This is a genomic window from Fuerstiella marisgermanici, assembly GCF_001983935.1.
Classification (GTDB): Bacteria; Planctomycetota; Planctomycetia; order Planctomycetales; family Planctomycetaceae; genus Fuerstiella; species Fuerstiella marisgermanici.
Map to the genome: position 1 here is coordinate 7,074,054 of NZ_CP017641.1, position 15,551 is coordinate 7,089,604.

At 56.4% G+C, this 15,551-nt stretch carries 10 protein-coding genes; 8 read left to right on the forward strand and 2 right to left on the reverse strand.

Features of this window, described 5'->3' with window-relative positions; translation table 11 throughout:
• The 4 genes from Fuma_RS26585 (at nucleotide 1) to Fuma_RS26600 (ending at nucleotide 5,212) form a co-directional block, all read left to right on the forward strand.
• On the forward strand, nucleotides 1–1,071 hold the full coding sequence (locus Fuma_RS26585) for an FAD:protein FMN transferase (protein ID WP_145944393.1): 1,071 nt from the start codon (nucleotides 1–3) through the stop codon (nucleotides 1,069–1,071).
• Between the two features lie 42 nt (nucleotides 1,072–1,113).
• On the forward strand, nucleotides 1,114–2,388 hold the full coding sequence (locus Fuma_RS26590; protein WP_077026790.1) for a DoxX family protein: 1,275 nt from the start codon (nucleotides 1,114–1,116) through the stop codon (nucleotides 2,386–2,388).
• A 138-nt stretch (nucleotides 2,389–2,526) separates the two neighbouring features.
• Entirely contained in the window at nucleotides 2,527–4,080 is a 1,554-nt protein-coding gene (locus Fuma_RS26595) for a Gfo/Idh/MocA family protein (RefSeq protein WP_077026791.1), read from the forward strand.
• A 499-nt stretch (nucleotides 4,081–4,579) separates the two neighbouring features.
• On the forward strand, nucleotides 4,580–5,212 hold the full coding sequence (locus tag Fuma_RS26600; protein WP_077026792.1) for a class I SAM-dependent methyltransferase: 633 nt from the start codon (nucleotides 4,580–4,582) through the stop codon (nucleotides 5,210–5,212).
• A 466-nt stretch (nucleotides 5,213–5,678) separates the two neighbouring features.
• Here the strand turns inward: Fuma_RS26600 and Fuma_RS26605 are convergent, their stop codons facing one another.
• Both Fuma_RS26605 and Fuma_RS26610 read right to left on the reverse strand, forming a co-directional pair.
• Nucleotides 5,679–7,400 (reverse strand): proline--tRNA ligase, encoded by a 1,722-nt coding sequence (locus tag Fuma_RS26605; RefSeq protein ID WP_077026793.1) that lies wholly within the window; start codon nucleotides 7,398–7,400, stop codon nucleotides 5,679–5,681.
• A gap of 161 nt (nucleotides 7,401–7,561) precedes the next feature.
• Nucleotides 7,562–8,677: a DNA topoisomerase IV subunit B family protein gene (locus Fuma_RS26610; RefSeq protein WP_077026794.1), complete on the reverse strand. Its 1,116-nt coding sequence runs from the start codon at nucleotides 8,675–8,677 to the stop codon at nucleotides 7,562–7,564.
• A 315-nt stretch (nucleotides 8,678–8,992) separates the two neighbouring features.
• Here Fuma_RS26610 and Fuma_RS26615 point away from each other — a divergent pair, with 315 nt between their 5' ends.
• The 4 genes from Fuma_RS26615 to Fuma_RS26630 all read left to right on the forward strand — a co-directional run bounded on the left by Fuma_RS26615 (nucleotide 8,993) and on the right by Fuma_RS26630 (nucleotide 15,425).
• Complete coding sequence (locus tag Fuma_RS26615; RefSeq protein ID WP_077026795.1) at nucleotides 8,993–9,553, forward strand: Uma2 family endonuclease; 561 nt, start codon at nucleotides 8,993–8,995, stop codon at nucleotides 9,551–9,553.
• Nucleotides 9,550–10,944, forward strand: coding sequence for a DUF6513 domain-containing protein (locus tag Fuma_RS26620; protein WP_083732349.1), 1,395 nt, complete (start codon nucleotides 9,550–9,552; stop codon nucleotides 10,942–10,944). Before Fuma_RS26615 ends, Fuma_RS26620 begins: the two co-directional genes overlap by 4 nt.
• 202 nt (nucleotides 10,945–11,146) lie before the next feature.
• Nucleotides 11,147–11,533 carry a BlaI/MecI/CopY family transcriptional regulator gene (locus Fuma_RS26625; protein ID WP_077026796.1) on the forward strand — a complete coding sequence of 129 codons (387 nt, stop codon included), beginning with the start codon at nucleotides 11,147–11,149 and terminating at the stop codon, nucleotides 11,531–11,533.
• Nucleotides 11,526–15,425, forward strand: coding sequence for a M56 family metallopeptidase (locus Fuma_RS26630; RefSeq protein WP_077026797.1), 3,900 nt, complete (start codon nucleotides 11,526–11,528; stop codon nucleotides 15,423–15,425). Before Fuma_RS26625 ends, Fuma_RS26630 begins: the two co-directional genes overlap by 8 nt.
• The last annotated feature ends 126 nt before the right edge of the window (nucleotides 15,426–15,551 follow it).

A 15,551-nucleotide genomic window follows, 5' to 3' on the forward strand; every position in this document is an offset into this window, starting at 1 on the left:
GTGGCTGGTTCATCTCACAGTCGACGCGATTTTCTGGGGGCATTGTCGTCGAAGGATGCAACGGAAACGACTCCGCCCGCGCTGTCGGTACCGACCGGTGGCCGGACGGTTCGAATTTCTACACGCGCGATGGCGTGTGAGTTTTCGATTGTGATGAATCCGGGGGCTTATGAACAAGTCAACGCGGTCGGAGACGTGCTGGAACTGGTGCATGAAATCGAGAGCTGGTTGAGCATCTACCGGCCGAATAGCGAGATTTCTGAAGCCAACCGTACCGCAGCGAATGAAGCTGTTCGAGTTCGGCGGCCGCTGTTTGAGTTGCTGCAGACATCGAAAACGCTGTTCGACCAAACTCAACGAGCGTTCGACGTTGCGGCGGGAGCACAGGTGAAGCTGTGGCGTGACTGTCGCAGCGAACAGCGGATTCCGACCGACGACGAACTGGCGGAAGTGTTGCAGCGATCCGGCTGTCAGCATTTGCGGCTCGACGACGAAGCCTGTTCTGTGTCGTTCGATGTTGACGGTTTGCAACTGGACCCAGGGGCGATCGGAAAGGGCCATGCGTTGGACGAAGCGGCCGCCTGGCTGAGCAAGCTGGATGATGCGCCGGACAGCTTTCTGATTCACGGCGGGCACAGCAGCCTTGTCGCTCGCGGCGAACACGAAGGGCAGGGCGGTTGGCCGGTGGGCATTGGAAACCCGCTGCTCACAAAACAGCGGCTTGGAACGCTGCTGTTGCGGGACAAAGCAATGTCGACCAGCGGTTCGAACATTCAGTTCTTCCGGCACGAAGGCCGCCGCTACGGTCATATTCTCGATCCCAGGACCGCTCGACCGGTGGCCGGAATGCTGTCGGTGACGGTTTTAGCCGATTCTGCGGCCGTCGCAGACGCTCTTTCCACAGCGTTTTTTGTGTTGGGGGTCGAAAACGCTTTAAAGTGCTGTGATAATCTTGACGGTGTGGCAGCCATTTTGATTCCGTTCCCGGAAAGCGGCAGAAAAGTTCGGCCGGAGGTGATCGGCGTGCCACCTGAACAGATATTCTGGGATGCAAATCAGGTGTCGGGCTAGGACCGATACCGTTGCAAAAGACTTAATCGGAGTTTTGACCTCGTGACCGAGATTCGTCGTTATTCATTGGCTGCCGTCGTATTGCTGGTCGTGTTACGTCTTGGTATTGGCTGGCAACTGCTGTACGAAGGCCTGTGGAAAATCGACACGCTGCACACGGCGACTCCCTGGACTTCCGCCGGCTATCTGCGGAATTCCGTCGGGCCGATGCGCGACACGTTTCGCAATCTGGCGGGCGACCCGGATGAGCTGGATTGGCTGGACTACGATAAGATGGCGGCCAAGTGGCAGGGCTGGGCGAATCGCTTTCAAAGCCATTACGGACTTAGCAAGAGTCAGGCCGGTTCGCTGTATCGCATCTTGAATGGTTCACAGAAGAAAGTAGGCGACCGCGAGGCGTTTTCTGAACCGCTGAAGGCGCTGCCTTCCGGTATCGAAAAACTGAATGTGTCTGAGAAGATTGTTTGGTTCGACCCGAAGGCAAAGCAGCTAAACGTCGATGCGTCTCGGTTTTTGAAGCCGGATGAAAAAGCGAAGCTCGAAAAACTGGTCGCGGGCCGGGACGATCAGGAAGCCAAAGATTTTCGCAAAGCGCTCGATAAAGTCTACAGCCGCCAAAAGAAGACAATGGGTTACCTGCGCCGACTGGCTGGTGCATTGAAAGGGAATCCCGACCTGTTGGGCGACGACGACTGGCAGCGAGTTGGCCAGTTGGACTTGTATAAGCAGCAATTGGCCGCTTACGAAGAAGCCCACGCTGCGGCGTCGATCGATTTCGAATGGGATCACGTTCAGCACACGTGGGGCGAAATTCAAACTCTGCGAGCTGAGTTGACCGGGCCGATCAAAGCGATGGAAAAAGAGTTCCACGATCAGGCTGAAGGACTGCTCACGACCGCGCAACTCACATCAAAAGGTGGTGTGCCGGAACCGTGGACGATGCTGAAATTCACAGACACGATGACAATCATTGGTCTCACGGCACTAGGTTGCCTGTTGATGCTGGGCCTGTTCACGCGGTTTGCTGCCGTCGCAGCTGCCTTCATGCTGTTTAACTTCTATCTGGCGATGCCGCCTTTGCCCGGCGTTCCTGAGATACCGGGGCCGGAGCACAGTTTCATCATCAACAAAAACTTAATTGAAGTCTTTGCACTGCTGGCGATCGCTGCTTTGCCAACCGGCCAGTGGTTTGGGCTGGACCGTGTCTTGAGCATTTTCGTCAGTAAGTGGAAAGCTGATAAAAAAGTGAGCTCATCGCTGCATTCAACCGTGGCCACCGGCGACGAGCCAACCGAGGCGCCGCAACTGGCAACCTAGGATAGCGAAGGGCGGAACCCCGGAGTTCAATCCCCGGCGATCCGCATTCACCTTTTGTTTTCCGGGCAAAACGTGACGTCACTAATCATCAAAAACATAACGCACAAATAGATCCACCTCCTTCCGAAGAACGCAATCATGCTAACAACACCTGAACAGGAACAGATCGGCCGGGACAACTTCAACGAAGTTGTGGGGCTGTCTCGCCGCGAATTCATCACCGCCGCCGCTGCCACGACCACCGGTCTAGGTGCCTTGTACTTTGGCTACAGCAAGCTGGAAGGCAAACCGGTCAAGACGGCGTTTATCGGCACGGGTGACGAAGGCAACGTGCTGATCAGCGAACACCCGACGGACTACATGGACATCGTCGCCATCGCAGACCTGCGGCCTGCCAACCGAGATCGGACTTTCACGGGAAGTCATCCGGTTGCTCGGAAAGGCCTTAACGCCGTGCTCGGAAAGGCCAAGGCCTCCAAAGTTAAGGTCTACGAAAACCACCGAGACCTCCTGGCGGCCAAAGACGAGCTGGGTCTGGAAGCCGTTGTGATCGCGGTGCCGCTGAATCAGCACGCTCCGATTGCCATTGAGTGCCTCGAAGCTGGCCTGCATGTGCTTAGCGAAAAACTGATGGCCCAAACGGTCACTCAATGTAAAGAGATGATTCGTGCGGCTGAAAAGCGAGACCTGATGCTGGCGGTCGGTCACCAACGCCACTACAGCGTGCTGTACGACAACGCCGCTTTTCTGACCAGGGAAGGCCTGCTGGGGGACATCAAATTTATTCGAGCTCAATGGCACCGGAACAACAGCTTTCCCAACAGCGACGCATGGCAGAAGTGGAATTCATCAAAGCCGCAGGACCGCGAACTGCTGATGAAGATGGAAAAGGAAGGCTCACTAAAAGATTTTGGCTACGACACAGCTCGCAAACTGATCGACTGGCGACTGTACAACGAAACGGGCGGCGGCTTGATGGCGGAACTTGGCAGCCATCAAATGGACGCGGCCAGTATCTTTCTGGGCAAAGTTCATCCGCTGGCCGTTCAGGGCTACGGTGGCAAAAACTTCTTCGGCATGGAAGGCGTTGGTCCGGAATCGGCATGGAAGGACGATCGCGACATCGACGACCAGATTTTCGTGACGTTCGAATTCCCCGGTAAGACTCATCCGGCGAACGAAAAAGCAGATTCGAAATTCCAGAACGACCGCGACATCAGCGTCGTCACGTACTCTTCAATGAACACGAATCGCTGGGAACCCTACGGCGAAGCGGTCTTTGGCAGCCGAGCAACTTTGTGGATGAAGACAGAAAAAGAAGCTCTGCTGTACAAGGAATCCAGCAAGGACAGTCCCGGCGGCGTCGAACAGCGTATCTGGTATGTCGACAGCAAAGACTCCGGCCCGGTCCTCGACAGCTACGAAACCAGTGCCCCGACAGCCGCTGCCAATTCGGCTCAGGCCGCGATGGGCAACATGATCAGCCGCGGTTACAAGGAAGAGATGGAACACTTCTGTTACTGCATTCGCACGGGCAAGAATGAACTCCGCTGCAATGGTCACGTTGCCATGGCCGACGCCATCATGGCACTCACCGCGAACCTGGCGATGAAGCACCAGCAACGCATCGAGTTCCAACCCGAATGGTTCGATGCCTCAAGCGATGCTTGCCCTGAAGACTCCTTTACCTAGGGCGGGACGGCCCGCCAGCCGGTTGGCGTCGCAAGCGGGTGACGGTGCGGAGGCTGAATCGCCTGCGTTGCTCTCGTTGTTCGCCTGAGGAGGCTGGGTGACGCCGCAGACTAGGGGCAAGAGCAGTGGCGTTACTGTTTCGATTTGGAATTCACTCCGTCGCTTCTAACAAGAGCGCTTCCTTTAGAGTGTTGTGTTCTGTCCCCGTCTTTCTCTTTCGTCCCGGACTCTGATACTCGCAAGCTACCACCAAACTATGGGACGCTGGCCTGACAATTCGCGATCGACACTACTGACGTTCGTGCTGATCTTCGTCCTGTTTCCGCTGCTCGCCTGGTTCTGCATGTGGGTCATGGGCGCGTAGTTCAAAACAGCGGCTCTGCGTCCAGCACGGCCAACGCGCACTCTGCTGCGATTGGAAGACATCGCCGATGTCGATATGGTTTCGGCCGTTAATGATCCTTTTTTGCGTCAAGCCTCAGTCACGAGAATAAGACCTATGCCGCTGATCGATATCCCGATCAATATTCGGGAGCGGCGTTTGCCGAGAGAAGTTGCTGAGTTTCTTGACGAGGCGACGGCGCGCATCGAGTCTTTCATTGCTGACCGCCCGGTGCGAATCACCGGATTTGTGCCCAGCGATTTCGAATTCGTCTACGGTGCTCTTGAAGCGGTAGCGGAACAGGATTTGGCCACCGGTGATGTTTTCTGCGAATGGGGCAGTGGGTTCGGCGTGGTGGCCATGCTGGCGTCGCTGCTGGAATTTCAGGCCTACGGAATCGAAATCGAACCCGGCCTCGTCGACGGAGCTCGGTTGCTGGCCGAAGACTATGACCTGCCAGTCGACTTCGTGACGGGCAGCTTTGTGCCGTCCGGCGGTGAAACTATCGTCGAAGAATTCTACGGCAACGAAGACTTGTGGCTGTCGGGCCACGTCGACGACGCCTATCAAAACCTGGGCATGTCGCCGCGCGACTTCGACGTCATCTACGCCTTCCCCTGGCCGGGCGAAGAAGACGTAATTTCAAACCTGTTCGACGAATTCGCAGCCGTTGGATCGCTGCTGCTGACGTTCGGACAGATCGAAGGTGTGCGAGTTCGGCGCAAGGTGGTCCGCAAGCAAAACCGATAGACGGCCCAGTTTGCCTCACCAGGATGTGCGCAGACAACGCCCATCAAAAAGCCAAAACCGGAGCGGCACACGCGGTTCCGAGCGTCAGCTCGATTCTGGATCGAGGGCTTAGCGTGGGCTGTTAAAAAAACTGGTATTGGGTGGGTCGTTATTTTGCGCAACTCTTGTTCCTCCGGGCAGCGGATGTTTTATTGTGTTTTTCGCCCGGAGGGCGGCAGCACGTAGCCTCGGGCGTCAGCCCGAGGTTGGTGCCCGACGTACAAACAAGCCCCGGAGGGGCGGCAGCGAAAGGAAGAACAGAACACCGCTGTCACCCCTTCGCGGCTTGCTCAAGTTCATGGATCGTGACCTCGGGCTCACGCCCAAGGCTAAGTGCTGCCGCCCTTCCGGGCTAAGCCCGGAACGAAAACTCCAGACACCGTCCATCGAAAAACACCTGTCACCCCCGAATTTTTCACAGACCAGCTTAGCCATTGTCGGCGATCAGCTCTTGTACGTGCGAGATCGTGTCGCCGATGGGCACCATCGTGGCCTTGTCGTCCGTACGCAGCTTGATTTCGGCGTTGCCTTCTTTCAAACCCTTGCCGCCGATGACGACTCGAACCGGCAGGCCGATCAAGTCCGCGTCTTTGAACTTGAAGCCCGGCCGCTGATCGCGATCGTCCATCAGCACGTCGATGCCAGCGGCCGTTAAGTCGTCGTAGATCTTATTGACGGCCGTCATCACATCGTCGTCTTTGACGTTAAGCGGAATCAGCTCAACGGTATACGGAGCGACATGCATGGGCCAGATAATGCCGCCGTCGTCATGGCACGTTTCGACGATCGATGCAACAACCCGGCTGACTCCGATGCCGTAACAGCCCATGATAATCGGGTGCTTCTTCTCGCTGCTGTCCAGGTAGTTGGCGTCGAGCGATTCGCTGTATTTGGTGCCCAGCTTGAACACGTGACCGACTTCGATGCCGTGAACAATTTCCAGCGTGGCGTCACACTTCGGGCAAGGATCACCAGCCGTGGCGTTTCGCAGGTCGAAAGTTTCGCTCAGTTCGAAATGAGTACCCGGGACAACGCCTGTCAGGTGAGTGTCTTTGGCATTTGCTCCTGTGATGGCAGCCGCAATTCCGGCGACGTCGTGGTCGGCGATAAGGTCGCAGCCGATTCCGACCGGGCCGGCGAAGCCCACGGGAGCTCCCGTAACCTTTTCGATCGTCGCTTCGTCTGCCAGTTCCAGATCCGTCGCGCCGAAAGCTCGTCGCACCTTGCCTTCGTTGACGTCATGGTCACCTCGCACAAGAACCGCGACCGGCTTTTCATCGGCGATGTACACCAACGTCTTGATAAAAGTGGCGGGATCAGCCTTTTGCATCTTACTCACGTCTTCAATCGTTCCGGCGTCCGGAGTATCCACCTTCACCGGATCGGCCGCGCCATCCACTTTGGCGGGAACGGACGATGTGCGGCCCGTGTCGGCTCGTTCCTGATTGGCCGCATAGCCGCAGCCCTTGCAGCGCACAACGAAGTCTTCGCCGTTGTCGGCCGGAGCCATGAATTCGTGAGACGCATCGCCGCCAATCGGCCCGCTTTCTGCTTCGACAGGAATGTACTCCAGTCCGCAGCGTTCGAAGATGCGGCAGTAGGCGTTATACATCGCGTCGTACTGAACGTTTAGTTGTTCCAGTGACGCAGCGAAGCTGTACGCATCCTTCATCAGAAATTCGCTGGTGCGAAGGACGCCGAATCGCGGTCGTTCTTCGTTGCGAAACTTCGTCTGAATCTGATACATCGTGATCGGCAACTGCTTGTACGTCTTGATTTCGCGCGACACGAGGTCGGTGATGACTTCTTCGTGAGTCGGCCCCAGTGCAAAATGCAGATTCCGATCGCCTCGTTTGGTTTCGAAGTTGAACAGCACGTTGCCGAACGCTTCTCGACGGCCCGTGCGTTCGAACAGTTCCATGGGCTGAATGGCAGGCATAAACAGCTCAATGGCCCCGGCCCGGTCCATTTCTTCGCGCACAATTTCCGACACTTTGCGGACGACTCGGTAGCCCAGCGGCATGAAGGTGTAGGCACCGGCCATGAGCTGCCGGATCATCCCGGTCCGCAGCATCAACTGGTGACTGGGCACTTCGGCATCGGCCGGCACTTCTTTCATGGTCGGAATAAATGTCTGAGTCCAGCGCACGGAGCTATCCTTGAAGTTTCGTGAAGTGTAAATCGACGGAGCGGGATGGTAACGCACGGGCGGGCCGTCATCCACATGGAGCTGGCGGATAACCCGTCAAAGACGCGGCTTCGCGTTTCTCGGACGATGTAAATCGAATGCGGGAGCCAGCATTCTGGCACCTATCGCGACCGGCGACAGTGCGTGGGCTTAGGGAGCGGCGAAAGGAAGGGGCCGGGGCCAGGGGAGGCTAGCGTTTTGGGAATCTGAAATTCGCGGCAATACGCCACCAGTTTCTCGCGAATTCGACTGGCGATGCTGTCCCGAAACTGGGGGACATTCAGACGCTCAATTGAACTCCCGGTGAACTCCGGATCCTTCATCATCACATGGATGAGGCCAACAGCCGGTGTCCAGGAATAGTCGCCCATCGCGTCTGAGAATGCCGACTGGTGAGTACCGCCATGAGGCATCACGCGGCAGTTCGCCCACGCCCGCCACGTTGTCGTGTGAGCAACACCGAAGGCCGCCGCATGAATGATCATGTCATCATAGGTTTCATTCATATGGAATGCCGGACGATCGCCCCAGCTCGTGGTATCCATTTGGAGGCTTTGGCTGATCGATTCAGCGAGTGTTGCCAGGCCCCGTTCAGCAAACAGACGCTCCCCGTTGAACTCAATGCAAAGCCCGTCGAACAGGTGTACTCGATCGATGAGACTGGAACGCAACTGTGGCAGATCGATTGTGAGGTCACCAAAGATTTCACGATCCAGTGTGAAGTGAAGTTCGGTGCCACGGCCATCACCTTCCGCAATAACCTCAGCCGGTGCATCCGCGATCCCGCGAGAAAACGACTGACTCCATTGGCGACCACCTCGCCACGAACGACAGATGAATTTTTCGCAAAGTGCATTCAAAGCCACAATTCCAACTCCGCGGACCCCTCCGCGTTGAAGGAAATGCACGTGCGGGGCATGGTTGTCCGCTGTAGGAGTGGCGTGAATGTCTGTTAAGTACTGCGACGCGAGCGGTATCCGGGAATCTGGCGAAGCGACGTTAAACGGGAGGCCGACACCGTCGTCGGCAACCGACACAGTTCTGCCGTTATGCGCGATGTCAACGCGAATGAGCGTCGCATGGCCGAGCAGAAACTGGTCGACACTGTTACTGATTGCTTCACCAACAGCGTACGCCATTCCCGCTCGATCAATACCCCCAATGTACATCGAAGGACGCTTGCGAATGCCTTGGGTGCCGCGCAAGTGCTCCACAGAATCAGCTGCTTTCGACGTCATTGTTTACTCCGCGCCAGAGGCCCCTTATTCGACCACCCTATTGTACCGAAGACCGTGCTGTACGGGGCGAATAAATGCATGAAAATGGCAGACGGCACACCGTGTTCGTGGATGTGCACCTTGGTTCGTAGAACACGTTTCTAACGGACAACTACGACCGATGGTATGAGGGAACGTGACCAGTATTGACTCTGCGGCCACGTCAAATCCGACGTCAATATGGCTGCGGGGCGTCGTTCGTGATATGCTGGAAGACAGGGTTCCGACTGCGACAATTGGATCGGTCATTCACGGTCTGTTTTTCCGAGTTAAGTCATGAGTACAGGACTGCATCTCACCACTGAAGAATTCGACCGCATGGTGGAATGCGGGGCGTTCGATCATCTGCAACGGAAGATTGAACTCATCCGAGGAGAAATTCGAGAAATGAATCCTGCCGGACCGCTGCACGATGGGTTGATCGCTTACATCAACAGTTGGTCAGCTCGCGTCACAGTGCCAGAAGTCACTTTGGTCACTTCACAAACGGGGCTGAGCCTTCCTGAGCAACTCAGCAAGCCAGAGCCTGATGTGATGTGGCTGAATGCCGGTCGCTATTTAAAGCGTCATCCCACCGGCGTCGACGTTCAACTGGCCGTTGAAGTCTCTCACAGCAGTCTGAAGTCGGACCTGGTGGAGAAATCCGAACTGTACGCCGAAGCTGGCATCAGAGAGTATTGGATCGTTGATGCCAACTCGTCCTGCATTCACGTCTTTCGTCAGCCGCAAGGTTCCGAATACACGGACCGATCGATTGCCAAGCCCGGCGAGTTTCTGTCACCGGTGGTATGTTCGGAAGCAAAATTGGACGTGGCCGATCTGTTTACCAGCGAATGACGTCGAAACCGATTAATCAACAAACTCTGCTATTCGTCACCGGACGCCTTGCCGAAACAAGCCTGCGTGAAGTTGTGGCGATGCTGTCCGGTCGCTTAGGGTTTCGTTACGAAATCGCCGTACCAGGCATTCAAGTGGCGGCACTGCTGCATGTGAGTCTGTTGAAGAATCGGTTGGGTGTTGCAGACGCGATAGACCGCGTGATTCTGCCGGGCTGGGTACAGGGGGATATCGTCGAACTGGAGCAGCATTTCAACAAGCCGTTCGAACGTGGCCCGAAGGATTTGCATGACTTGCCCGAGTACTTTGGGTTGGGAAAGAAGCAGCGGGCAACGCTCGACAAATATTCCATCGAAATTATCGGCGAGATCAACCATGCAACTCGGCAGCCGCTGGGCGATGTCGTGGCCGAAGCAGTTCGCATGGCGGCCGATGGCGCCGACGTAATCGACGTCGGGTGTGTGCCGGGCGAAACGTGTCCACAGGTTGGTGAAATCGTGACAGCGTTGCGGGCTGAGAACCTGCGTGTGTCGATTGATAGCTTTGATCGGACGGAAGTTGAGGCCGCTGTCGACGCTGGGGCGGAACTGATTCTTAGCTGCAATCAATCCAATATTGATTGGGTCACAAAACTGGGCACGGAGGTTGTCGTAATTCCGAATACGCCAGCGGATGTGGACTCGCTGGACCGACTGATCGAAACGGTTGCTGCCACAGGAACGCCGTTCCGCATTGACCCGATCGTCGAACCGATTGGCATGGGATTCACGGCGTCGCTGGAGCGTTACATGGTCGCGCGGCGTGCGTACCCCGACGTCGCCATGATGATGGGCGTTGGCAATGTCACGGAGTTGACGGAAGTGGATTCGTCCGGAGTCAACATGCTGCTGGCGGCGATGTGTGAAGAGCTGGGCATTCAAAGTGTCCTGACCACTCAGGTGATCAACTGGTGCCGTACATCCGTGGCAGAATTCGACGCGGCACGTCGACTGGTGCATCACGCCGTGACCAATCAGGTCGTTCCAAAGCACATTGATTCTTCGTTGGTGATGCTGCGAGACGTTCGGATGCGTGGCCAGTCGGAAGAAACGCTAAATGCTCTGGCGGCAGCGCTAACGGATGCCAACTTCCGCATCTTCGCCGAACAGTCAGGGCTGCATCTGATGAACAGCCATGGGCATTGGCAGGGCGACGCGCCGTTCGAACTTTTCGCGAACGCACTGCGGGCCAATCCGAACATCGACGCTGGCCATGCGTTCTACCTGGGTTACGAGATGGCTCGTGCTGAGATGGCTCGGATGCTGGGCAAAGAATATCGCCAGGACGAGGGGCTTGGTTTTGGTCTGGCGGGAACGCTGAGTGGTTCGGCCGCTGTTAGGCACGAACAATAGACAGTCTTCGTGGAAGTGGGCTTAAGCCAGCGACGCTCTCGGCAAACCATGTGCAGAGTGAACCTGTGTCGTGAGTGGCAAGGTCAAAGGTCGCCTGCACCTACGCGGTATGTCGCTCTTGACTCAAGTACAAATGTACTTACACTTCGTCAGTCACAAGGACATTTGTCGTTGACGTTGCAGAAGCACATGGAGGTCGCGCATGCCGCCAAGACCGGGGCTGTCGAAGGCTGAACTTGAGATTGCTCGAATTGTCTGGGGACTGAAGTCCGCCACCGTCAGGCAGGTGCATGATGCATTGCCGGTTGGCCGAGACGTTGACTTCACCACCGTCCAGACATATCTGAAGCGGCTGGAAGAGAAAGGGTATCTAAAGGTTCGGCTGGAGAATCGCACCCGGATTTATGCTCCCCGCGTCAAGCCTCGCACCGTTATTCGTGAGACCGTGGACGATCTGGTGGAACGGCTGTTCGGTGGCGACGCGATGCCACTGATGCAGCATCTGGTGGAAGAGAAGGAGTTCACAACGGCAGACATCGAACAGCTTCGAAGTTTGCTGAACCGGCTGGAAGGAGACAGCGATGTCTGAAGATCGACTGGCCCAGCTTCTGGTGACTCAGGCGTGGCAGATCGCTTTGCTGACCGTTGTTGTAGCCATTACCGTAAAACTGTTGGCAACCAAGCGGCCTCGGCTGGCGCACCTATTGTGGCTGATCGTGGTTGTGAAGTGCGTGACGCCGCCGGTGTGGAGTCATTCGTGCGGATTGTTCAGTCAGCTGAGTAGCTCGATCACTTCAAGGCGAGCGGTTCCGGATTCAGTCGTCGCGAAGCCATCAATCAAGAAGGTTAACGTTGGTCCGGATTCATTCACTTTTCCAACTGAAGCACCGGCGTACCGACCAGACAGTGCCAGCGAGATTATTGCGGCGTCATCGGAAGTCGTCGTTTCACGCTGGAAGCCGACCAGCGCGAGCAACTCCGCACGGAACCAGTTGTGGTCGTGGCTGTGGTGGTCACTCGTCGCAGGAATGCTGGTCAGTGCGGTTGTGCTGACGACGAAGTTCGTGCGCTGCCTGCGACGAATTCGTTCTCAACGTGTGACCGAATTCGACGACGTCCTCGAACGGCTCGTGAAAGACCTGAGCCAACAACTCAAGCTGCGACGGACACCGCGAGTCATCGTTTCGGATGTCCGATTTGGCCCAGCGGTGCTCGGGGTTTTTCGGCACTTGATTGTGCTGCCGCGATGTCTGGTCGAGGGAATGGTCGATTCAGTGAGCTCGGGCAATGGTGAACATTCACTTCGGCCGATTCTGGCTCACGAGCTGTTGCACATCCGGCGCGGCGACTTGTGGGTGGGAGCGTTGCAGGCGGCGGTGCGTTGTTTGTGGTGGTTCCATCCAGCGGTCTGGATCGTAAACCGCATGTTGTCTCGCGAAACCGAACGCTGCTGCGACGAACAGGTCGTGGAAGAACTTGGCTGTTCGCCGATGCAGTACGCAAAAAGTCTGCTGGCAGTGATTGAAAGCAAGCATCGCTTGCAACCCGTCCCCGTTTTTCCCGGCATGAAGCCTGTGGAAATTACATCCAAACGAATGGAGAGAATTATGTCGCTGACACAGGGAAGTCGAACGCGAATGTCATGGTGGAGTGTTGTAGCCGTGCTGCTGTTTGCGGTGGTCGTGCTGCCAGGAGCGGTGATCGGGCAACGCGCGGACGAAGTGTCCTTGGAAACCGCTGCCACGCTTGCTGCGGCCACGACCGATAAGAAGCAAACAGATTCCCACCGGGGCGAACCTGCCGGCGTGCCGAAAGCGGAGACGGCTGAATATGCTGTGGGTGACCTCTTAGAGCAACTTGCGAAGCAGAAGTTGCTTACTCCTGAGAGCGCTAAGAGATTTCTGCTCAAAGATCTAACTCAGGCCGCTGGACACTCGTGCGCCAAATCGCGAGGCACTGAAATCGTCCGCGTTGAGGGCGAGCAGGAATGCAAACCGTTCAACGGACTCACGATCCAATACTCGTCACTGGCGGTCTGGAAGAACGACACATTCGTCGTCACTCACGAAGCGGCGGGCCATGCGCGAATCCGCGAGCGGCTGGCACAGTTTCGCAAGTACGGTTTCGGCATGGTCCGTATCAACGCGACCGTCATACACGGCCCGACAGAAGTCGTTAACTCGCTGATCACAGATTGGTCGGTGGTTCCCACCGACCTCGCCGACTCCGCGACGTCCGCCGGTGGTGAAAACGTTCTGCTACCAGAAATTTCTTCGGATTCGCCGATTCAGCAGGTCGGTCACATCACAGAATCCGTTCAGAAGAGCCGACCGGTGCTGCTTAAGATCGTAGATGAGGCTGCCGCGACCGCTTTGCGAGAGAAGGCTCAAACCAGCGCGAAGATAAACACCCAGCCATTCCCGGCTTCATCCACATGGAACGGCGACGAAAGGAGAATTCGAGACTGCGTGATTCGACCTTTCGTCGTGGGCTTCGATGACGACAAGCCTCAATTTCGGCACTTGGCGGATGGGTTGGCGATCAACGTGCGTCCCGAAATTCAGGACAATGGAATTTTGCTGACCTGTGCGGTGGAGGTGAGTGAAATCACGGGCGTTCAAACCGAACGGCTGTCGCAAACAATTGACGGAAAGTCGGTGTCTGTTCAGGTGCCCGAGACTCGAATGATGCGTCTTAACTCTCAGGTAAGAATGCAACCGGGCCAAACGCTGGTGATTGGTGGCCTGAGGTGGAAAGATGGCGACGATCCGGAAGAATCGCTGCTGGTGTTGGTACAGGCGGAACCTGTTGAGGCCGACAATAATCAGGCGAACGAAACTGCAGTAACGGGGCGCAAAGACGCTCAGGACGTTCCTAAGACAAACTCGGACAATGCAAACGTTGACCGTCTTCGCGACGCTCCGCAATCTGGGCAGAAGACATGGAGTGAACTGGCAGCTCAACGCAAAGGCGTCGATAGTGACGCCGGAGTCTCCGACGAGTGGAAACGCGGCGGTGCGACAGATGGCATTACAGTAATGGGCGCCGTCAGGAAACCTGGCTATTGCGAATATCCGGACACGGGCATACGCCTGCTGGACGCAATTGCGCAGGCAGGCGGCACTAAAGAACCCGCAGATGATGACGTTGTACTGCGGCGACCGCTGGCCCATGGCGGTACGGCGGTCATCGTTGTGAGTCTCAAGCGTGCCAGGGAGGACGCGACAAATAATCTCTTCCTCGGTCCGGGTGATGTCGTCGTGGTAGAACAACTCGCACGAGGTTCACACGGCACAATTCTGCCACCCGCCCCAGTTCATATCGATCAGAAGATGCGGGAGAAACTGAATCAGAAGGTTTCGCTGCATTTCGATCATGCACCGATGCAGGAAGTCATTGAGATGATTTCGAAGGATTGTGGCGTGAATGTCACCATTGATAGTGGGGCGACGAAGACGGCAGGTTCCCCGGATGTTCTGTCGGCGAGCAGGGCCACGGTTTCGATCGATGTTGACGGGATATCGTTGAATTCAGCACTCCACCACCTTTGCACTGGTTCCGGGCTGAAATTTCGCGTGCAGAATGGCGCGATCAATATCTTCCGCCCGAAGCTGAAGTCACGCTTCACAGCTCGCGTCTATCCGGTGGGCGATTTGGTGGTTCCTATTCCGAGTTCTGTGCCAGGTAAAGACAACGCAGAATTGCAGCAGGCAGACTTCTCGGGGCTGGTCGAACTGATCAAGACCACAATCCAACCGGGCACTTGGGGCGATGGCGGGGGCAGTGTTGCGCCAAACGAGAATACGCTGAGCCTCATCGTGCGACAGACGGATGACGTACACGAACAGGTCATGGAGTTGTTGATACAGTTGCGTGAATTGCAGGACGTGCAGATCTCAACCGAGTATCGAGTTATTCAATTCAACACGCCCGAACAACTGCAATGGCTGGAAGACCACGTGACATTCCAGCAGCGGCCCGGAAGTCATTCATGGGCACTGCTGCCGCTGGATCGTGACAGCGGAGAAGGCTTTCCGCTGGACGGACATGGAAAGACGTTGTCGGCTCCAAAGATCACAACATTCGTCGGACAGGAAGCTAGTCTGGAAGTTGGTGGCGGAAGTGATTTCAAACTGACACTGATGTCTGCCGCTCGTCCACGCAGAGGTGACAGGCTGTTGGAGTTATCGTATGCGGTACCCCGCGAAAATGGCCGTCGCAGCATGCAACCGCAGCCATTGATCAATCAAATCATTGGCAACGGGCAGACGCTACTGTTGGACGTGACGGAAACCGCGAAGCCTGTGGGGCGGCGTTTTCTTGACAGCAGTCTGTCGCAAGCCGAACGCATCAAAGCAGAGCGGGAACAGAACGAGCGGATCAAACTGGCCAAAAAACGTCGAGGTCGCATTATCGTGGCCATCACGCCGAAGATCATTCGGCAGCAAGACGAGGAAGAGCTGATTTTGGGGACGCCGTAGCTGGAGCTCGCTGGTGTGGTCCTGGGCGGGGTCGTGGAATTTGCCTCCTGATCCCGCTATTTGACTGTCGAGAGCGATCGTTTCAGTATCCGGGCCTTTCCCAGGCCGCGATGGCGTCGCCTGCGA